Origin of the sequence: Lampropedia puyangensis (genome assembly GCF_004833285.1) — a bacterium.
In the GTDB taxonomy this organism is placed as follows: Bacteria; Pseudomonadota; Gammaproteobacteria; order Burkholderiales; family Burkholderiaceae_C; genus Lampropedia; species Lampropedia puyangensis.
In genome coordinates, this window is sequence record NZ_STFG01000016.1 from 27,391 (window position 1) to 47,929 (window position 20,539).

The 20,539-nt window shown below is 57.8% G+C and carries 17 protein-coding genes; 5 read left to right on the top strand and 12 right to left on the bottom strand.

The window, feature by feature from the left end; genetic code table 11:
- Window positions 1–7: 7 nt before the first annotated feature.
- From E9531_RS13050 to atzD, 8 genes are all read right to left on the bottom strand, one after another.
- Window positions 8–808 (bottom strand): alpha/beta hydrolase, encoded by an 801-nt coding sequence (locus tag E9531_RS13050; protein WP_136574212.1) that lies wholly within the window; start codon window positions 806–808, stop codon window positions 8–10.
- Window positions 805–1,602: an ABC transporter ATP-binding protein gene (locus tag E9531_RS13055; RefSeq protein WP_244610106.1), complete on the bottom strand. Its 798-nt coding sequence runs from the start codon at window positions 1,600–1,602 to the stop codon at window positions 805–807. The genes E9531_RS13050 and E9531_RS13055 overlap by 4 nt, the downstream gene beginning before the upstream one ends.
- Window positions 1,595–2,512 carry an ABC transporter permease gene (locus tag E9531_RS13060; protein WP_244610107.1) on the bottom strand — a complete coding sequence of 306 codons (918 nt, stop codon included), beginning with the start codon at window positions 2,510–2,512 and terminating at the stop codon, window positions 1,595–1,597. The genes E9531_RS13055 and E9531_RS13060 overlap by 8 nt, the downstream gene beginning before the upstream one ends.
- 101 nt (window positions 2,513–2,613) lie before the next feature.
- On the bottom strand, window positions 2,614–3,552 hold the full coding sequence (locus E9531_RS13065) for an ABC transporter substrate-binding protein (protein ID WP_136574213.1): 939 nt from the start codon (window positions 3,550–3,552) through the stop codon (window positions 2,614–2,616).
- A gap of 92 nt (window positions 3,553–3,644) precedes the next feature.
- Window positions 3,645–4,073: an oxalurate catabolism protein HpxZ gene (gene hpxZ, locus E9531_RS13070; RefSeq protein WP_136574214.1), complete on the bottom strand. Its 429-nt coding sequence runs from the start codon at window positions 4,071–4,073 to the stop codon at window positions 3,645–3,647.
- A 47-nt stretch (window positions 4,074–4,120) separates the two neighbouring features.
- Window positions 4,121–5,512 (bottom strand): AtzE family amidohydrolase, encoded by a 1,392-nt coding sequence (locus E9531_RS13075; protein WP_136574215.1) that lies wholly within the window; start codon window positions 5,510–5,512, stop codon window positions 4,121–4,123.
- Between the two features lie 11 nt (window positions 5,513–5,523).
- A complete protein-coding gene (locus E9531_RS13080) occupies window positions 5,524–5,733 on the bottom strand; it encodes an AtzG-like protein (protein WP_136574216.1) in 210 nt (69 codons plus the stop codon).
- The gene (gene atzD / locus E9531_RS13085) at window positions 5,730–6,839 is read right to left on the bottom strand and encodes a cyanuric acid amidohydrolase (RefSeq protein WP_136574217.1); all 1,110 of its coding nucleotides are present in this window, start codon (window positions 6,837–6,839) and stop codon (window positions 5,730–5,732) included. Before atzD ends, E9531_RS13080 begins: the two co-directional genes overlap by 4 nt.
- Window positions 6,840–6,977: 138 nt before the next feature.
- Between atzD and E9531_RS13090 the strand changes: the two genes are divergently transcribed.
- The 5 genes from E9531_RS13090 (at window position 6,978) to E9531_RS13110 (ending at window position 13,539) form a co-directional block, all read left to right on the top strand.
- On the top strand, window positions 6,978–7,865 hold the full coding sequence (locus E9531_RS13090; RefSeq protein WP_158291783.1) for a LysR family transcriptional regulator: 888 nt from the start codon (window positions 6,978–6,980) through the stop codon (window positions 7,863–7,865).
- A 168-nt stretch (window positions 7,866–8,033) separates the two neighbouring features.
- Window positions 8,034–9,458, top strand: a complete 1,425-nt coding sequence (gene hglS, locus E9531_RS13095; protein WP_136574253.1) for a 2-oxoadipate dioxygenase/decarboxylase HglS — start codon at window positions 8,034–8,036, stop codon at window positions 9,456–9,458.
- A 124-nt stretch (window positions 9,459–9,582) separates the two neighbouring features.
- The gene (locus tag E9531_RS13100) at window positions 9,583–10,584 is read left to right on the top strand and encodes a Bug family tripartite tricarboxylate transporter substrate binding protein (protein ID WP_136574219.1); all 1,002 of its coding nucleotides are present in this window, start codon (window positions 9,583–9,585) and stop codon (window positions 10,582–10,584) included.
- Between the two features lie 362 nt (window positions 10,585–10,946).
- On the top strand, window positions 10,947–12,356 hold the full coding sequence (locus E9531_RS13105) for an FAD-binding oxidoreductase (protein WP_211343439.1): 1,410 nt from the start codon (window positions 10,947–10,949) through the stop codon (window positions 12,354–12,356).
- A 277-nt stretch (window positions 12,357–12,633) separates the two neighbouring features.
- Window positions 12,634–13,539 carry a LysR family transcriptional regulator gene (locus E9531_RS13110; protein WP_136574221.1) on the top strand — a complete coding sequence of 302 codons (906 nt, stop codon included), beginning with the start codon at window positions 12,634–12,636 and terminating at the stop codon, window positions 13,537–13,539.
- A 36-nt stretch (window positions 13,540–13,575) separates the two neighbouring features.
- Here E9531_RS13110 and E9531_RS13115 read toward each other — a convergent pair whose 3' ends face one another.
- The 4 genes from E9531_RS13115 to E9531_RS13130 all read right to left on the bottom strand — a co-directional run bounded on the left by E9531_RS13115 (window position 13,576) and on the right by E9531_RS13130 (window position 20,044).
- Window positions 13,576–15,273: a thiamine pyrophosphate-binding protein gene (locus tag E9531_RS13115; protein ID WP_136574222.1), complete on the bottom strand. Its 1,698-nt coding sequence runs from the start codon at window positions 15,271–15,273 to the stop codon at window positions 13,576–13,578.
- A 163-nt stretch (window positions 15,274–15,436) separates the two neighbouring features.
- Window positions 15,437–16,603: an alpha/beta hydrolase gene (locus tag E9531_RS13120; RefSeq protein ID WP_136574223.1), complete on the bottom strand. Its 1,167-nt coding sequence runs from the start codon at window positions 16,601–16,603 to the stop codon at window positions 15,437–15,439.
- A 26-nt stretch (window positions 16,604–16,629) separates the two neighbouring features.
- Complete coding sequence (locus E9531_RS13125; RefSeq protein ID WP_158291784.1) at window positions 16,630–17,676, bottom strand: alpha/beta hydrolase; 1,047 nt, start codon at window positions 17,674–17,676, stop codon at window positions 16,630–16,632.
- Between the two features lie 7 nt (window positions 17,677–17,683).
- Window positions 17,684–20,044 (bottom strand): TonB-dependent siderophore receptor, encoded by a 2,361-nt coding sequence (locus E9531_RS13130; RefSeq protein ID WP_158291785.1) that lies wholly within the window; start codon window positions 20,042–20,044, stop codon window positions 17,684–17,686.
- Window positions 20,045–20,539 lie beyond the last annotated feature (495 nt).

Consider the following 20,539-nt stretch of genomic DNA (forward strand, 5'->3'; position numbering starts at 1 on the left):
ACTGCTTTTAGGCTTGCAAAAGCGCTTGGAGCAACGCCCCCTCAGAAGCGGCCAGCGCATTCAGGATGCTGAAGTGGTCAGCCCCTTCTATAGCCAATGCACGGGTGTTGGTGTAGTGCGCATAGGTGGTGCTTTGCGCTTGCAGGGCAGGCAATTCAGCCGTGCCGTAGGCCGTTATGAATGGTTTGTTGGGCACTTGGGCGCGCAGCGGGCTGAGCGTCAAGGCGTCAGCTTCATGCAATTGCAGCGCAGCATTTAAATACGTGTGGCAGATGGGGGCGAGATCGTAAATGCCACTGATGCCAAGGCCTGCAATGACTTCGGGCCTGTCCATGGCCATGGCGGTCAAATGCCCTCCGGCGGACCAGCCGCACAAACGGATGCGGCCACTGTGCCCTGCGGCCAGCGCTTGTGTGCTCACTGCTGCAATGCCTTGGTGCACTTGGTCGATGATGGTGTGCAAGGCTGCTTCAGGCGCCAAGGTGTAGCCAATGAGGGCCGCACTTGCACCTTGCGTCAAGGCCCCTTCGACCACGAAGCGGAAGGTGTCTTTGTGCCGCATTTGCCAGTAGCCACCGTGGATGAACAGTACGGTGTCTGACCCGGTGGGGCCACTGAAAAAGTCGAATTGCTCGCGAGGTGTGGGGCCATACCTTTGATTGAGCAAGGCTTGTGGCAGCTTGGCCACCAGCGCGCTGCGGGCTTCAAAAGCTTGCAGTTGTGCGGCGCTGTTGGCGACAGCGGCAGTGTTGTCGTAGGCCGCGTCACGCGCGGATTGTGGCAAGGCCAGAAAAGTATCCAGTGTCATGCGGCTTTTGCGTGCGAGACGTGGCTGGTGAGCATCTCGGTGAGCTCTTGGCGCACATGGTTGAATTCTGGCGCGGTGATGTGGCGAGGCCGATCCAGCGGAATGCGGTAATCGCGCTCAATGCGGCCCGGCCCTGCGGTCATCACGACGACACGGTCGGCCAGCAGCACCGCTTCTTCGACCGCGTGGGTCACAAAGATCACGGTCAGCTTGGTGCGCTCCCAGATGTTGAGCAGCTCTTGCTGCAGCACTTCGCGGGTCAGCGCATCCAGCGCGCCAAACGGCTCGTCCATCAGCAGCACGTCGCAATCGTTGGCCAGCACGCGGGCAATCGAGACGCGTTGCTTCATGCCGCCTGACAACTGGCCGGGGAAGTGGTCAGCGAACTTGGAGAGGCCCACCATGTCCAGATAGTAGTCCGACAGCTCTTTGAGCTTGGCTGCGGGCAGGCCGCGTTGTTTGGGGCCAAAGGCAATGTTTTGGCGCACCGTCAGCCAGGGAAACAGGCCGTAGTCCTGAAACACCATGCCGCGCTCCGGGCCGGGGCCTTCAATCGGCGTGTGGTAGAGCCGCGCAACGCCAGAGCTCGCATCTTCAAAGCCACCAATGATGCGCAACAAGGTCGATTTGCCGCAGCCAGAGGCCCCAATCAGGCAAATGAATTCGCCTTTTTGGATCTCCAGGTTGACATCCTTCAACGCATGGATGGGCTTGCCATTGAGGTTGAATACTTTGCTCAGGCCGTGGATGTTCAGAATCGGCGCGGAGCGGTCGGTCATCGTTGGTTTAGACATTGTGCTGCGGGCTCCATTTGAGGAAGTGGTTGTTGAGGCTCACCAAAATGCGGTCGGTGATAAAGCCTGTCAGGCCAATTACGATCATGCCGGCCATCACCACATCGGTGCGCGACAGCATGCGGCCGTCCATGATGGCTGCGCCCAGACCCTGGGGTACGCCGGTCATCTCACCGACGACGATCAGGAACCAAGCAATGCCGTGGCCCAAACGCAGGCCGTTGAAGATCGAGGGCATGGCCGCAGGCAGGACGACTTGGCGGAACATTTGCGCGCCACCACAGCCCAGCATCGCAGCGGCTTCAAACAGGCGCGGCTCGACCGAGCGCACGCCAAAGGTGGTGTTGATGACAATCGGGAATACCGCACCGAGGAACACCAGAAACACCGCAGCATTGGGGCCAACGCCAAAGAAAATCATCGACAGCGGCAGCCAGGCGGTGACCGGAATCGGGCGCAGCATCTGCAAGGTCGGGTCAATAAAGCGGCGCGCCGTGGTGTTCTTGCCAATGACCAAGCCCAGTGGAATACCAATTAAAACGGCGAGGCCAAAACCGAGGTAGACGCGTTCGACCGATTTAATCCAGTGAACCCATAAGGTTTGGCTGAATGCATCGTCGTAAATGCCGCCGAACATGAAGTCCCACAGCATCAGCGCAACTTCCTTGGGCGAGGGCACCAGCATCGTGCCTGAGAAGCGCACAGCCAGATCCCAGGCGATCAGCAAAGCGATTGGCAAGATGATGGGCAAGAGCCACTTATGGAGCCAGAGCTTGAGGCGGCTGGGCGCGGGCGGCATCAGCAGCTCTTCTTGGGGAGACACAGTTTTGGGGGGATTGGTGCCTGCGCTCGCTTGAGGCGCCAGTCCAGCGTCTGGGCTGAGCGTGACTTTGGCGTCAATGGTGGCCATCGTATTCATCCTGCTTTTATCATTCGGGGGAGGTGCAGGCACACTGCCTAGACACAGGCAGTGGCCGCACACCTCAAGCTCAAATCAAGGAATATGAGAACTTATTTCGGTGCGAGATCGGTATTGATGAAGGTCTCGTAGTTGGGCAAGCGGCGAATTTGCTTGCGCTCGAGCATCAGCGAACCGTAGAACTTGGCGCGATCCACGTAGGCGTCGTCAATCTTCCAGGCCAGCTCGACGTTGTTGGCCGCCAGATCGGCCAGCTCAGGCGAGAGGCCCAACACAGCGCCGGCTTTCTCGATCAAGGCAGGGCGGTTGCTGTTGGCAAACTCGGTGGCTTTTTTGTGGATCTCCAAAAACACTTTGACGGTTTCTGGATCGCCCTTGATCTTGTCGGAGTGGGTGGCCATCACCATATTGATCGAGCCTGCGGGCGTGCTGTAGGGCAGCTCCAAAATTTCACCCACGCCGCGTGAGACACTGATCGACGGGCCGGGTTCGGCGCCCACATACGCGTCCACATCGCCGCGCTCCAGCGCACTGGCCATTTCACTGAACGAGACACGAACCGATTGCACGTCTTTGATCGTCATGCCCTCTGCTTTGAGGCGCTCCAGAAACACGGCTTCTTGTGTGGTGCCCGGCAGAACGCCCACGCGCTTGCCTTTGAGTTCCTTGAAGCTGCTGATGCCAGCGCCTTTTTTGGCCACGATGGCCATGCCGCCATTGGACTGCGGGGCAATGATGGTGACCGGTTCACCAGCGGCTGCGCCCAGAGTGGCAGCGGCCAGGCCAAAGGTGCCGAAATCGACCGACTTGGTCACGATGGCGTTCTTGCCGTCGGTCGGGGTTTCAAAGGTCAGCACTTCGATCTTGTAGCCAGGGGGCGTGAACTGGTCGTAGAAGTAAGGGGTAATGCCGTGAATCAACTTGAGTGTGCCTACTTTGATCACTTTGTCTTGGGCTTGCGCAGGAGTCGCAATCGACAAAGCCAGTACGCAAGAGGACAGGGTGGCGAGTAAGAGTCGGCGAGAGAGCATGGTGTTTCCTTAGCAGTCTTGGGTTGAGGTCAACGATGAGGGGGATCGGTTGTTTGGAATACCTTCTTGTACACAAGATCGTGTACAAAACGTTAAGCAAGGGGCGTGCCACTTGTGTCGGGGAGCAATGCTGGCGCTGCCGCAGGCGTTTGCATCACGCTGACGTGGGCAGACACCACGCGCCAGCCTTCGGGCATACGTGCCCACACTTGGCTTTGCCTGCCAATGCGGTCAGAGCCTGTGCGTTGGAATTCGATGTTGGTGGTGGCCAAATCCAGCCCGTATGTCGTGATGGCTGTGCGCAAAACAGTGCGCGCTAAACCTGCTGGCGAGCGTGCATGGCGAAACTGCGCAATCGCGTCGTAGCCATAGAGGTTCTCGCTGGCGCCGTAGCGAATGGTGTGCGGGCTGTTCCAGAACAGTGCATCAAGCGTTTGCACATCGTTGCTGACCAAGGCTTGTTCGTAACGTGCAAATACAGCGCTGACTTCTTCGACGATGAAGGGAATATTGATGTCCATAAGGGGCTTTCGAAGGAGGGAAAACGTGCGACCAAGCGGTGCACGGTTCAGGGCGTTTGCACCAAACTTGGGCGCAACCCGGCGACACCCTGGCTTTGCAATTGGTAGGCTGCGCGCAGGCACAGGGCTTCATTCCACGGAGCAGCGATCAACTGCACTCCAATGGGTAAACCTTGGGTGGTTGAGGGCCACATCGGCGCTACGGCAACGGGGCAACCCGCAAATGAAATAGGCTGTGTCAGCAGCCCAATGGCGGCGCGGCAAGGGTGGCGCTTGCCTGCCAGTTCCAGCCATTGCGTCCCAATTGAGGTGGCGGCAACCGGGGTGGCTGGTGCAATCAGCACATCCCAGTGCTGAAACAGGGCGGTTACCTGATCGCGATACCACCGGCGAAAGCGCTGGGCTTGCACATACCACGCTGCTGGCTGCAGTGCGCCGGAGAAAAACCGATCGACTGACAGCGGTTCAATCTCGTCAGCGCGGGTACGCAAATCATCCAGATGGAGGTTGCTGCCCTCACTGGCGGTCATGATGAAGGCGGCTGCGCGGGCGGCTTCAGCGGCAGGCCAGGTCACGGTTTCTTGTGCCCCGAGGGTGCGAGCAGCCAGTGCAGTGACTTCGCGAGCGGGATCGCTGGCCAAGTCATGGAAATAACCGTCCAATATGCCAATGCGCAGTCCGCTCAGAGGCTGCTGCAAGAGCGAGGCTGTGGGCTGAATGCGGGTGGCGTGGCACGCAGGGTCTAGCGCATCAGGGCCTTGCATCGTGTCGTACGAGAGGGCCAGGCCCTCCACGCTGTCAGCCAATGGGCCGAGGTGGTCGAGGTTGTGCACAAAAGGGAATGTGCCGCGCCGGGTGAGGCGTCCGAAGGTGGGTTTGAGCCCCCAAGTGCCGCACAGCGAGGCGGGAACCCGAATCGAGCCATTGGTATCTGAGCCCAGCGCCAGCGGCACACAGCCAGCAGCCACTGCAGCGCCACTGCCGCCCGAGGAGCCGCCAGCGATGCGATCGAGTGCATGGGGGTTGTGCGTAGGGCCAAAGAACGAGTTCTCGGTGGTGAAACCGTAGGCATATGCATCCATGTTCAGCGCCCCAACCAAAATGGCGCCTGCTGCGCTGAGCCGCTGCACCAATTGGGCGTCGGCCGTTGCTGGTGCTGCATTGGTATGGATTTGTGCGCCCGCTAGGGTAGGCAAGCCCTCAATGTCAAAAAGATTTTTGACGGCAAAGGGCAAGCCAGCCAAAGGCGGCAAGGTGTGGCCTTGGCGGCGGCGTTGGTCCAGTGCATCGGCTTGAGCCAACGCACGTTCTGCTGTGGTGGCGGTGAAGGCATTGAGCTGGCCGTCTACGCGGGCGATGTGCGCCAGTGTGGTTTGCACCACTTCGCGCGCGCTGCGCTGGCCACTGGCAACAGCAGCCAGTATCTCGGTTGTGTGCATGGTTGTGGGCATCAGCAGTCCTTCGCAGGAAATGGGGCAGGGCAGTAAATGGCGGCTGGCTCATCGTGGGCACCCAGTGCGGCCGCTTGCTCCAGCAAGCGCGCCATTGCGGCAGTGCGTTCGAAATGCTCCGCGACGGCGTGGGCGCGTTCCTCTGATAAGGGCAGCGCCAGCAAGGCTGCAGCCGCTTGCACGTAGGCCAATGTGGCTGGGGAAGTCATGCGGCATCTCCTTCGGATGTGAGCCTTGCCACCACGGCCACTGGCCCACCGCCTGCAGGGCCTTGGTGTTCGGCACCGCCTGAGACATACACCATGCCGTGGCCAGCGATAGAGGCCACCACCGCACCGGTGACGGCGCGGGCATGGCGGGTGGAGTGGATATCGGAATCGACCAGCATGGTGTGGCGTTGGCCCCTGACCAAACCGTCCGGGCTGGCTTCGGTTTTGGCAAACACGTTGACGATACAGTCCAACTGGCCAGCAGTGCTTGGCAGGGCCGCAATCGCGCTTTGTATGGCTTTGGCATCGATGGCATCGACCATGACAGCATGCGCAATGGCCAAGTTGCTGCTGGCCCGCTCACTCATGCCCAACACGATGACCACGTTGTGGTCGATCTCAATGCCAGAAGAGGCAGAGGCGACGGCGGAAAACAAGTCCCAGCGCTGCAAAATCGCTTCGTCATCCACGGCAGTGACGGGTACTTCCTGAGTGGCCAGCGCCACCCCTAAAGACGATGCTCCGCGTGAATACGCCATGGATTCATACGTGTCGTGTGTAACCACGCTGGCGCCACGCGCTTGCGCATCGGCGATTTTTGCCGAGGTCAGCAACGGACATTTGATCTGTACAAAGTGCACATCCTCCAGCGCGGTAATGCCGCCGTCGTGCATCGCTTGTGCAACAGCCTCCTGGGTGGCGAGCACTTGGGCCATGCGGCCAATTTCTTCAGGGAAGAAGTCGCGGGTAAAGGCAATACCGATGCTCATGCGCTTGCCCATGCCGGGCGCGCGTGGTTGTGCCGGTTTGCGGGTGAAGACCGTCCAGTGCGGGGACAGTACCCCTTCGGTGCCGCCGGACATCACAAAAGCCACACGTTGCTCGACATCGGCGGGTGTGCAGCGCAGCCATGTGGCGAGGCATTGGGCCAAGGCGCGGGTGGCGTACTCGCGGGTGAAGTCGTTGACGCAGCCATTGCCTTCGGTCTTGCCCATGACGGCCACAATGTCCTCGGCCACGATGGCGCCAGAGCGCAGGAGGTTTTCTAAGCCCGAGGTGTCACCCGGGCCACTGCAAGCAATTCGAAAAGCATCAATGTGGTGCATGGTCATTCCAGTCTTCAAAACAGATGCTGCAAACGCAGCAATGCCTGTGCCAGATTGGTGCCATTCGAATACTTTTTGATGCACAACGTGTTGCCGTTTTGGCAACGAGATGGCATGGCGATTGCTTGCTCATTTGCCATGCAACATCTTCGTTTTTTACAGTATGTCGATGCCGTGGCGCGTTGCGGTTCATTTCGTGGTGCCGCGGAGCGGCTGCATGTGGCCGCCTCAGCGGTGAACCGTCGGATTCAGGATATCGAGGATGAATTAGGCGTTTGCCTGTTCGAGCGCCTGCCTCGTGGTGTGCGTTTGACCACTGAGGGTGAGCTGTTTGTGGCCTATGCGCGGCGCAGGCAGGCAGATTTGGAGGGGGTGCTGGCACAGATGCAGGCACTCAAAGGCTTGCAACGCGGAACCGTCAAGCTGGCCATCAGCCAAGCCTTGGCGCCTTCCTTTTTGCCCCGGCTGATGGGGCAGTTCCAACGCAGCCACCCCAAGGTAGATTTTGAGGTCAAGGTGCTCGATCATGCGCTGGCCATCGAAGCCTTGCAGGGGTTCGAGGCGGATGTCGGCATGGTCTTTAACCCGCCGGTGCGCCACGGCTTGGATGTGTTGGCCAAAATGCCAGCACGCACCTGCGCCGTGATGGCGCAAGGGCACCCGCTGGCACAACGCGCATCGGTGGGGTTGAAAGAGTGTTTTGCCTATCCCGTGGTGATGCCCGACGCTTCCTTGGCTGGCCGCGCCATTTTGGATCGCGTGGTTTCTGCTACAGGTTTGCATCCCAATGTGGTGCTGCAGGCCAATGCCTTTGAGTTGATGTTCGGTTATTTGCGCCACTCGCAGGCAATAGGATTTCAAACGCGGGTAGGTGATGAGGCGCCACCGGGTTTGCAGTGGGTGCCTATTCAGGAGCGCCGCTTGCATGCAGGCACTGTCGCGCTGTTGGCGCTGCCGCAGCGGGTATTGCCTGCCTGTACTGCCGCCTTTGCACAGCATGTGGCGCACTGCATGGCAGAGGCCTAGGGTTTGTGCGGATCTATTCCATCTCGGAATGGGTGATGTTCAATTTATTGTTTGCTAGGTCTGGGCGTGGCTCCTAGTATCGGCGCTCTGTTCATGCATGGCGGTGGCTTGACGCACAACGTATGCATGGCGCTGTTTGCTTGTCTTTCTCCAATGAACACCCCCACTATGGCCGCTACCCACGCCCACGATGTTTCAGGCTCTTTTGTCTCGCCCGATGAGGTGCGCACGCGCTTCTCACGCGCTATGTCGGATATGTACCGCGACGAAGTACCGCAATACGGCACCTTGCTGGATTTGGTGGGCGAGGTGAATGCACAGGTTTTGCAGGCGCAACCTGCTGTGCAGCAAGACATGGAGCGTACAGGTGAGTTGGCGCGCTTGAATTTGGAGCGTCACGGTGCCATTCGACTGGGCACTGCGCAAGAACTTGGCACGATGCGCCGTTTGTTTGCCGTGATGGGCATGCACGCTGTGGGTTATTACGACTTGTCTGTGGCCGGGGTGCCGGTGCACGCCACGGCCTTTCGCCCGGTGACCGATGAGGCCTTGCACAAGAACCCTTTTCGGGTCTTCACCTCGTTGCTGCGTTTGGAGTTGATTGCTGACGAGGCCCTGCGTGCCAAGGCCGCAGATATTGTGGCCCAGCGTCAGATTTTCACGCCCAAGGCGCTGGCCTTGATCGAACAGTGTGAAGCTGCAGGTGGTTTGACGCACGCACAAGCCGATGCTTTTGTGCAGGAGGCGCTGGAGACATTCCGCTGGCACAGCGATGCCACGGTAGATTTTTCGACGTATGAAAGTCTGCAGCAGTCACACCGCTTGGTGGCTGATGTAGTGTGCTTCAAAGGGCCGCACATCAACCATTTGACGCCGCGAACCTTGGACATTGATGCCATACAAGCGGCCATGCCTGCGCGAGGCATTAATGCCAAAGACGTGGTGGAAGGCCCGCCACGTCGCCAATGCCCGATTTTGCTGCGCCAAACCAGTTTCAAAGCACTGGAGGAAACCGTGCGTTTTACCGACCATACCGGTTCGCACACAGCCCGTTTTGGTGAGATTGAGCAACGTGGCGTGGCGCTCACGCCCAAAGGCCGTGCGCTGTACGACCAACTGTTGGCTCAGGTGCGCAGCATGGAGAACGCAGGCAGCGCTGCACCCGATTATGTGCAGCGTCTGGCGCGCACGTTTGAGCAATTTCCCGACGACCATACTGCCATGCGCGAACAAGGTCTGGCCTACTACCGCTACGCATTGACGGCGGCTGGCCAGGCACAGGCTGCAGAAGCCTTGGCGCTGCTGCAAGCGCCAGAGCCTGCACTGAATGTGCTGGTCGCGCGGGGTTGGGTGCAGGCCCACCCGATTACGTATGAAGACTTCTTGCCGGTGAGTGCCGCCGGTATTTTTCAGTCCAACTTGGGCGGACAAGAACAGCGCCAGTACCAAGCCAATGCGGCCCGGCAAGTGTTTGAGCGCGACTTGGGCGGCACAACGTTGGATGAATTGGCCTTGTATGCCCAGGCGCAGGAGCGCTCTGTCGACGCCGTGCTCCAGGCATTGATGGCGCTGGTGGTAGCGCCGGCGCATTAATGCAAGCCAACAGCAGCAAGAACATCGGCAAGCTGGGCAGGCCACGTGCCAGCACAAGCTTTTTATAGCGCAAGACCCATACCAATAGACCCCACCCGTGTGTAACCCCAAAAAGGAGACAACCATGTCCAAGTTCCAGCTCACCCGCAAAGCTTTTCTTCATTCCATTGCCGCGCTTGGCGTGGCCGCCAGTGTGGCGCCCTTGTCCGCTTGGGCTGCGGACACGTACCCGAACAAAGCGATCCGTTTGGTGGTGCCTTTTGCACCAGGCGGTAACACCGATTTGATTGCACGCATCTTGGGTCAATCCCTGTCTGAAGAACTGGGGCAGCCTGTGGTGGTGGAAAACATCTCCGGTGCCAATGGCTCAATTGGTGCCAGCCGTGTGGCCTCTGCAGCCAAAGATGGCTACACCCTGTTGTTTGGTACGGCGGGGACTCAGGCCATCAACCAAAGCCTCTACAAAAGCCTGAGCGAGAAGAACCTTGACGATTACGAGTACCTGGGTTTGGTGGCCTACATTCCGAATATTTTGGTGGTCAACGAAGAGCGCGTACCTGCCAAAACGGTGCAAGAGTTTGTGCAGTTTGGCAAGAACCATAAAGACGGCCTCAGTTACGGCACACCCGGCAGTGGCTCAACCATCCATTTGTCTGCAGAAATGTTTGGCACGGCTGCAGGCCTGAATTTGCTGCATGTACCCTATCGTGGCAGCGCCCCCGCATTGGCCGATTTGATGGGTGGGCAGTTGGACTTCATTTTTGAGAACATCACCCCTGCCTTGCCTTTTGTGACTTCTGGAAAGCTCAAGGCATTGGCGGTGGCTTCTGAAGAACGTGTTCCTCTGCTGCCCGATGTTCCAACCATGATTGAAAGTGGTTACGACCAGTTCGTGACCGGAACCTGGAATGGAGTGCTGGCGCCTAAAGGTACACCTGCAGAGATTACTGCCCTACTGAGTGCAGCGGTTCTCAAGTGCGCACAAGACCCCGGCTTTAAGAGCAAGGTCGCTGAAATGGGCGGCCAACCTCGTGCCATGGGGCCAGAAGAATTCAAACGCTACACGCAAGAAGAATACAAGCGCTGGAACACGGTCATTGAACGCGCAGGCGTAGAAAAGATGTAAGAACGTTTTACGATCTTTTTGGGGATCGCGTTACATCCCAAAAAGATGCACCGGAGCTTGAGAAACCGCAGGCGGGCTTGTTGCCCGGCGAAGCTTTTCAAGCTTCAGGGCGCCTTTTGGGCTGTAACCCGAAGGGCAAGGTGCAAAAAAGTGCATTGCTGCATTGCTCGTCTTGCTAGACCAACAGTCTGAGCTGCGCCGCACGCCTTGTGCTGCCTCTTTTTTGCGTCTTGCGCGACCCCAAAAAAATCGTAAACACGTTCTAAGCATGGTGCTAACGCACTGTGGTTGCGTGAGGGCACATGTTTGTGCCAACACGCTCTTATACCAACCTATAGACCTTCATAAGCATTGAGATTGTGATGCAAACGCCATTGATTGCTGCTCTGCAGCGCATCGTCGGGGAGGCCCACGTATTGCTGGGTGATGCCACCGCGCAATACGTGACCGATTGGCGCCAACGCACCCATGGCCAAGCCTTGTGTGTGGTGCGCCCAGGCAGCACTGAAGAAGTGTCGCAGGTCGTCAAAGTCTGCGCGCAAGCGGGAGTTTCCATTGTTCCGCAAGGCGGCAATACGGGCTTAGTTGAGGGCTCCATCCCGCAGGACACAGGCCAGCAAGTGCTGCTGAGTTTGCGCCGCATGCAGGCAGTGCGTGCAATCGATGCGCACAATATGACCATCACCGTCGATGCGGGCGTGGTGCTGCAAAGCCTGCAAAAACAAGTCGATGAGGCTGGTTTTTTGTTTCCCCTGAGTCTCGGGGCAGAAGGCAGTTGCACCATTGGCGGCAACCTGGCAACCAATGCGGGCGGCACGCAGGTTGTGCGCTATGGCAATACGCGGGACTTGTGCTTGGGGTTGGAGGTGGTGACTGCTGATGGCCAAGTGTGGGAAGGCTTGCAGGGCCTGCGCAAGGACAACACCGGTTACGACTTGCGCAACCTGTTCATTGGCAGCGAGGGCACCTTGGGCATCATTACGGCAGCGACCATGCGCATGTACCCCAAGCCTGCAGCGCAATTGACTGCATGGACGGCGGTGCCCACGCTGGAAGCAGCCAGTGCCTTGTTGGCCTTGGCACACCAGCATCTGGCATCAGCCCTGACGGGGTTTGAGGTGATGAACCAGCAAGCTTTGGCGTTGGTGGATTCGCATTACCCGCACCTGCGGGTGCCGATGTGGCAAGACAGTCCATTCTGTGTGTTGCTCGAAGCCTCGGACAGTGAATCAGAATCCCATGCGCGAACGCTGTTTGAGCGGTTGCTGGAAGAGGCCATGGAACAGGAGATGGTGGCCGATGCCATCATTGCGGAGAACCTCAAGCAGGCACATGACCTTTGGCATATCCGTGAGAGCATTACGCTGGCCCAAGCGGCTGAGGGCGTGAACGTCAAACACGATATTTCCTTGCCCGTCTCACGCATCCCCGCGTTTGTAGAGGAAACCGATGAGGCCTTGCGCGCGCTGGTGCCTGGTATCCGCTTGGTGAATTTTGGCCATTTGGGCGATGGCAACTTGCATTACAACACCCAGGCGCCTGAGGGGGGCGATGCCGCGGCTTTTGTGGCGCAGTTTGAAGGCGCCATTGGAGATGTGGTTTACCAAGCGGTGCTGCGCCATGGCGGGTCGATCTCGGCTGAGCACGGCATCGGCACGCTCAAACGTGACAAACTGCCGCATTACAAATCACCCGTGGCTTTGCAGCTGATGCATCGCATCAAGGCAGCGCTGGACCCCGATAACCTGCTCAACCCGGGGCGGGTACTGTAAGCGGCAGTTCGCGATTGCGATGTGCGCTTGCAAAGCAATTGTGAAAAATGCTCGTGAAAAACGCCAGTGCGGTTGCATGGCAACGGGATTGGAATTGCATGTGGATTGGCGTTGCTGCAATCGACCAATCCATTGCGCGCAACCGCTGTTGGCCATTGCGGCGCTGGAATTGGCGCTTTTGACAATGCATGTTGTATCTGATCCGTACTGCCTTTGAGTCAAGGTTATGTGGACTATGCCGCACACAGAAGACAGCGTTCGCGCACAATGCGGACCTATGTTCGCCCGCAGAGACCTTCCCCCCACTTCCTTGCTGATCGCTTTTGAAGCGGTGGCTCGGCTGTTGAGTTTTACGGCTGCCGCTGCCGAGTTGCATCTGACGCAAAGTGCGGTCAGCAGGCAAGTGCGTGCACTGGAAGATTTTGTGGGGACGGCTCTCTTTATTCGTGAGCGCCAGACCGTCAAACTCAGCGGGATAGGGCAGGTTTATGCGCAAGAGGTGCGCGAGGCGCTGGCACGCATTACCAGTGCAACGCTGGCTTGCAAGACCAATCCGCAAGGGGGCGCGCTGAATTTGGCGATTTTGCCGACTTTTGGCACACGTTGGCTTGCGCCACGGTTGCCTGATTTTTTTCAGAAGCACCCAGGAATCACCTTGAACTTGAGCACCCGCTTGGCCAAGTTTGATTTCCAACTGGATATGCAAGATGCCGCAATTCATTTTGGGCAGGCCGACTGGCCGAATGCCGAAAGTGCTTTTTTAATGCACGAAACCGTGGTGCCCGCATGCAGCCCGGCATTTCTGCAACGCCATGCCATTGGTCGCGTGCCTGACCTTGTGGAGGTGCCTTTGCTGCACTTGGCTTCGCGGGCCCATGCTTGGCAGCGTTGGTTCGCAAGCAAAGGCATGGAGCTGCCTGCTATTGCTGGGGCGCACTTTGACCAGTTTGCCACCTTGGCGCAAGCCGCAGTGGCTGGTGTGGGCGTGGCGCTGTTGCCGCAATTTCTGATTGAGCGGGAATTGCAGCAGGGCGAACTGGTGTGCGCAGTCCCGAACTTGCCTGCGCTGCAAAGTGTGGGCGCTTATTACTTGGTATGGCCTGCACGGCGTGCGCATTTCCCACCGCTGCAAACCTTCAGGGCGTGGCTGCAAGAGCAGGCACTGCAGTTCACGGCGGTGTGAAGCCTCAGGCGTGGCACTTTCGTGCCGGTGCGCCGATCAAAGATCCGATGTAGACAAGCGCATGTCTGGTGTGATCTGCATTGGATCTGTCATCAGTTCCAACACGGCAATGCCGCCGTGTTGCTGTGCCCGTGCCAATGCGGCTGGAAAATCTTCTGTTCGGGTGACTTGTTCGGCGTAGGCACCAAATGAGCGTGCAAGAGCGCAGTAATCTGGCCCTTTGAGGCGCGTGGCACTGACACGACCGGGATAACGTTTGGCCTGGTGCATGCGGATGGTGCCGTACATACCATTGTTGACCAACAGCACAATCAGCTTGGCACCAAACTCGGCTGCTGTGGCCAATTCTTGTGGGTACATCATGAAGCAGCCGTCACCCGCTGCACACACCACCGTGCGTTGCGGGTGGCGCAAAGAAGCCGCAATCGCTGCAGGCAGGCCATAGCCCATGGCTCCGCAAATGGGGGCCAATTCGGTTTTGGCTTGGCGGTAACGGTAGTAGCGGTGCAGCCACACGGCGTAGTTGCCTGCACCATTGGTCATGATGGTGTTGGCGGGTAAGGCTTGGCTGGCATGCAGCATAACTTCGCGCAAGTCCACTCCGTTGACGGGCAAAGCAACGGCCGGGCGACTGGTGAATACGTCAAAACCTGCGCGGCCATGTGCGGTCCATTCGCTCCAGTGTTGCGATGCCGCAGCGATACTGCTGCTGGTCACTGGCGCGTCCAACAAGGCTTGCAGCAGGGGCAATGGTGGCGCGGCAATGGCCAGATCGGACTGGAATACGCGGCCGAGTTCGTGCACATCGACGTGGCAGTGCACCAGCTTTTGCGCTGGACGTGGCACCTGCAGCATGTCGTAATCGGCCGTGGCGGTATCGGTCAGTCGTGCGCCCAGGACCAAGATTAAATCTGCTTCTTCCACCATATTGCGCACACTGGCGCTCATGCCCAGACTCAGGTGCCCCACATAGTTGGGGTGGTTGTTATCCAGCGCATCCTGGCGCCTGAATGAACTGGCCACGGGCACATTCCAGGTTTGTGCAAAACGCTGCAGTTGCGCGCTGGCCGCGGCATCCCACTGGCTTCCGCCTGCAATGACCAGTGGCTTGCGGGCTTGCAGTAGCAGTTGGCAGACTGCCTCAGCAGTGGGGGCTGCAACTGCCGTCGGCTCAATGGCTGTTGCCTTGCAGGCTGCCACGTGGGTAGTCACCTCCAGCATGTCTTCGGGCAGGGCCACCACGACAGGGCCGGGTCTGCCCGATACCGCTGTATGAAAGGCCCGGGCTATCAATTCGGCCATGCGGTCGGCATGGTCTACTTCAATCACCAGTTTGGCAAACGGGCCAAAGACGGCTTGGTAATCCATTTCCTGGAAGACATCACGGCCTTTGTGTTCGCGTGCTATTTGCCCGATGAATAAGATCATCGGCGTGGAGTCTTGCTGGGCGATGTGTACACCAATGCTGGCATGGGTTGCGCCTGGGCCGCGTGTGACCATGCAGATACCTGGCTTGCCGGTGAGCTTGCCATCGGCTTCGGCCATGTTGGCTGCTGCTCCTTCGTGCTTGGTCACCACTACCTCAATGCCTTTTTCGTCATACAGCGCGTCCAGCACTTCCAGATAGCTTTCGCCGGGAATGCAGAACACACGGTCAACACCGTGTAGCGCCAGTGCATCGACGAGCACGCGGCCAGCGCTTTGAGAATGGGCAGATGTAGTGAAGTGCGTCATGGCAAACAAGCGCACACACCATCGTGCATGCGCAAACTGGTTGAATTACCGGCCAGATGCTAGGGCGCAGGAAGGCGCTTGGCAAACAATCATTGCGTGTGCACCTATTCCGCAAGGGAATGGCTCGATTGCTGCGTGCACACCTACTGTATTCAACATGTGCTTAGAGCGACTGCAGGTGGCTGGGGGTGTTTCCCAGAAAAAAGCCCACGGCATCGTTGATGGACGGTTGCATCATCGAGGGGTGTGATTCATCTTCAAATTGGTGGTAGAACACCTGCATGCCTTGAATGCGTGCCAGTGCTTTACCAGTGTCTAGTGCTTGGCTGGCGGGCACGCTGGCGCGGCCACTTGCGTTGGTGCTGTTGACGTTTGCGTTATTCAAGCGCGTATTGGCTGTGTGGGCAGAGCCATTGCTGGCATTGATTGGTGCTGCGGTGTTCGGTGTGGTGTTGCTGGTTTGGGTTTGCGCATCGCGTGCGCGGGGTTTGCTGGAAGAGCGCTCAATGAGCACTTTCATGGGATCAGTGAGCTTGTTGCCTGCAAGTTGCAAGGTTGAGAGAAAGGCAGCTTCGTGGCGCAGCAATGAACCCGCATTCCACCAGATAGAAGGATCGGCAGCAATCCAGGTTCGGAACAAAGCCGGGCGTGTGTACAAAGCATACAAGCACAGCAAGCCACCTAAAGAATGGCCGTACAAGCCTTGCTGCAGCTGGTCCAGCGGCAATTGCTTGGCAATAGCACTGCGTACATCGTGCGCAACAAAATCCAGAAACACGTCTTGCCCACCTGTGCGGGTGCTGCCTCTTCCGCCCATGGTGGCGGGGTCCGTTTGCGGTGTGTAATCGTAGAAACGGCGCTGCACATCAAAACGCACATCTGCAGGGTAACCCAGGCCGACCAATACCGTTTGGGCTGCGCGTTCTGCGGCGGGGCCTTGGCCTTGCCGTAAACGCTCTAGTGCATGCCATGCCATGGGAAAAGTCGCATTGCCATCGAGCAGAAACAGCGCGCGGTAGCCCGATTGGGGTGCTGGCGCAGCAGGTTTGGCCAGGTAGATGCGCCATGCGGGCTCATCAGCTTGGCTACTGCGCAAGTCAAAGTGGCTCACGCGTGGGTCGTCGATCTGCTCGGGAGCGCCCCCTGCATAGTTGCGGCGTGGTGATGGTGGTGTGCTGGATGTGGGCGCAGCCGCTGTTTGTGCGCTTGCCGACGTGGTTTGCGCTTGTGCTGCTGTTGCCAAAGGCAAGGTCCCTAAGGCAGCAAGACTGCACAGCACCTCACGCCGACGCAAGCCGTTCAGTGGGAAAGGGGTGGACTGTTGGTTCATGGTTTGCAATAGACGTGCATGGTGTTCTACACCGTTGCAGGGCTGGTTTGGCGCTGTTGGGCTGTTGCAGGCAAGCGGCCCAAGGCGAATAGCACACCATCCTCAACGAGGGGACCGAGCATTGAGCCGTGTGAGGCTTGTGCTTGTTGGCGATGCCAAATGGACAGTCCCTCCAGCTTCGCCAAGGCGATGGTTGGGTTTGGGCGATTGGGCGATGGTGTTCCTGAATTTTCAGTCAGCAAGCGCTTGCCAGGGGACAGACGACCTCCTGCTGCGCAGACGCCTGCAATGAACGCCGCTTGTTCTTCCAATAGTGATCCACCGTTCCACCAGAATGAGGGGTCGCCGGCAATGAAATTCTGGAACCGTTGAGGTTCCCGGTAGAGCATGTGCATAGCAAATTGGCCGCCCATAGAATGGCCCAGCAAGCTCTGTGCTTGCGGATTCAATGGTGTTTTTTGCCCTACGGCATGGCGTAGCTCTTGACCGATGAATGTGCGAAATTGATCGCGGCCGCCGGTTTCCAATTCTGCGCCGCGTGCGCGGCGAAATTCTTCGGCAGTGTAGCTGGTGAAGTCTTGGTAGCGGCGTGGTGTGTCAATGCGCAGGCCAGAGGGATATCCAATTCCAACCAGTACCAAGGCATCCAGTTCGGCAGCGAGCTCGGGCTGAGCCTGCTTGAGGCGTTCTATCGCGTGCCATGCAAGCGGGAAGGTGGCATTGCCATCGAGTAGGTATAAGGCTGCTGCCCCTTCTTTGGGGACCGGGCCACGCGGCAGCGCCAAATGTATTTGCCATGGCTCCCCTTTACCAGAGCTTCCCAGCGGGAAGGATTGCACTTGCGCATGGCTAATGGTTTCTGCCGGTTGTTGGTTGCCGCGAGGCCCACCACCGGCATTGCTTGTGGTGTTTTTTTCTGGGGCATCCGCGCCGCGCCCGCCAGAGCGGGGTTGCTCGCCGTCCTGGCTTGTTCGCGGTGCTACTGAGGTTTGGGATGTGGCGACACCTGCAAGGCTGAGTGAGGCCAAGCCCAGCAACGCTGCGCGACGCTTTATCAGTGAATGTGCAGTCATTGTTGGTTTACCAATCGTATGTGAGGTTGGCAGATACAGTCCGGCGAGCACCATAGAAGCATGATGATGCGCCAGTACAGGCCACAGTGACTTTGTCAAACAGATTGGCCGCATTGAGGCTGAACTTCATACCTTTCCATTGGGCATCCAGTTGACCTAAGTCGTAACGCAGCGATGCATCCCAGATGGTTTTCGAATCGTTTTTCCACGTGTTGGTGGTGTTGCCATAGCTTGAACCGGTGTAGCGCGCGCCCAAACCAAGGCTTAAGCCAGGTGCAGCGCGCCAGTCACCACGCAAGGTGATGATCTGGTCAGGCACTCGGGCCAAACGCTTGCCAAGGTCGGTGCTGTTGCTTTCGGTCACCTTGGTGTTTTGGTAGGTGAACGAGCCAGACGTTGTCACGGTTGGTGTTACTGCGTACACACCCTCAAGTTCCAGCCCGCGAACGCGGCCTTCCCCTGTTTGCACATAGCACTGACCACCATTGCACAGGTGTTCTGGATCAGGGTCAGGGGTAGAGATGTTGCTCTGCGTGATTTCATACACCGAAGCCGTAATCAGGTTGGATGACCCCGCTGGCTGGTATTTCACGCCCATTTCGGCTTGTTTGCCCAAGACCGGGTCAAAACGCTTGCCAAAGTAATCCTCGCCAGATGAAGGCTGGAACGAGGTGGAGTAGTTGGCAAATGGCGCGACGCCATTGTCAAACAGGTAGGTGACCCCAACGCGTCCAGTCGTGGCTTCGTTGCGGTTGTCTGTGCGGGTGTTGCGAGTGAGGTTGACTACTTTGTCTTTCGCCCAGTCGTGGCGCAAACCGGCTGTCAATGTCCATTTTTCCCAGAACAGTTGGTCCTGCAAGTAGAGGCCGTGTTGGTAGCGCCCTGTTTCCTGACTAGGCTTGCGCTCTCCAATCACAACAGGCTGCCCATAGACAGGTTCAAACAAGTCAATCGGGCCTACTGTGCCGCTGGCAGAATCAAGATGGATATCGGTTTTTTGGTAGTCGAACCCGGCGAGCAAAGATTGCACGAAAGGTCCTGTCTCAATGGTGTAGGCAACGTTAGTGTCAATGCTGATGCCATCGCTTTTATTTTTGTTGGAGCTGGCCGTGCCGGTCATAGTTCGCCCATCGGCGCCCAACGTGCGACGGCCAGCGCCATCGCTGATCATGTCCACTTTGATGTAGCGCACGTTCTGTCGCAATACGCCAGCGTCACCAAAAAACTGCTCAAACGAATACCCCAGCGCAGTCTGGTTACGGTCGTAGCGGTTGTAGTCCGGTTCACCCAAGAATCGGCTCGTGGGCACTGTTCCATAAGGTGAGGCAGTGGCAATACCGGCCGATGGCAGGAACTGGTAAGTGGCGCCGCCACGGTCTTGCTGGTAATTGCCCAGCACCGTTAAAGAGGTGCGTGCAGAGGGCTGCCAAGTCAAACTGGGGTTGACGAAGATGCGATTGAGATCGACATGGTCAACCTGTGTGCCTGTATGCGAGGCCGAGCTGACCAAGCGGTACAACAAGGTTTTGTCCTCGTTCAGCGGCCCACCAAAATCCATATTGGCGCGAATCAAACCCCAGTTGTCTGTCTGCAAGCCAACTTGGCGTTGGGTGGTTTCAGGAGGGCGTTTACTGCGCATATTGACCACCCCACCGGGGGCCACTTGCCCGTACAAGGTTGAGATAGGGCCGCGTACGACTTCGACACGTTCGACGCCGTAGCTGTCAAAACGGGTTGATAGGGCCGATGCGCCGCTGCTGCTTCCTGGTGGGCGCAGGCCATCCAAGTACAAATTGTTGGCGAAGCTGCCTGTGCGGAAGCCGCGCACCCAGATTTCGTCTACACGTGAGTCCGTTCCGTTCGTGCCAATATCCACGCCTGCCAGATAACTCAGTGAATCCTGCACGGATTGGGCACCCATCTGGTCCATTTGCTCACGCGTGACCACTGAGATGGAGACGGGGGTTTCAACGAGTGCGGTATCTGTTTTCGTTGCACCAACTGCGCGGGTGGCTACAAGGCCTTGTTCATTGGCACCGCCTAGACCTTGCGCAGTGACCACAACTTCCGGTAGGGCTCCTGCCTCGGCTTGGGATTGTGGCGCGCGTGGTTTGGCTTGAATCACGATGCTGCCGTTGTGTTCAATGGCTTCTAGATTTGAACCTGCCAGTGCTGCACGCACCGCCTCCAGCGCGCTTAATGTCCCATTGATTGCAGGTGCTTGGTGCGTGGACTCCAAGGGGGTTGCAAGCTGCATGGGTACGTGGGATTGCGTGGTGATGGCATCCAATGTGCGCTCAATGTGTTGCGCTGGCAGGTTGTAGTGGGCATCGCTTGCCTGCGCAAGGGCATTTGTGAATGCACCCATTAAAAATAAAGAGGCAAGTGAGACTGATGTGTATTTAAGTTTTGTGTTGTGATGAACCATGGTGCTTAGGCAATCGGCCTGAACGTTGTCCTGCTGCAGTGTCAGGTGTAGCGTACAGACGGCAAGATGTTGTGATGGACAGAAAAAAGGAATGCAGATAGGCGTGGTCAACACTTTCTCTGATTCGTCACTGCATGGCGACTCTTTTGGCTCGCTTGTAAGAACGTAAACACGTTCTAAGAATGATGCATTCATAAAGACGAACGAATCCTTTGAAATGCGGTGCTGTTTACGTTTTGTTTCTCTGTAAAGAGAGTCCGTAACATCGGTATATCTCTGTAATGGAAATTATTCTGATTTAGAATTGTTAAGTATTAGTAAAAATACCGAGGCGCGAGCATGTCCTCAAGTCCTATTTTTGTTTTGTCTTTTCTCAGATGACCCCCCATGCAATGAAAGGCTTTGCATGCTTGTACCTAGGCACAGCTGAAGTGC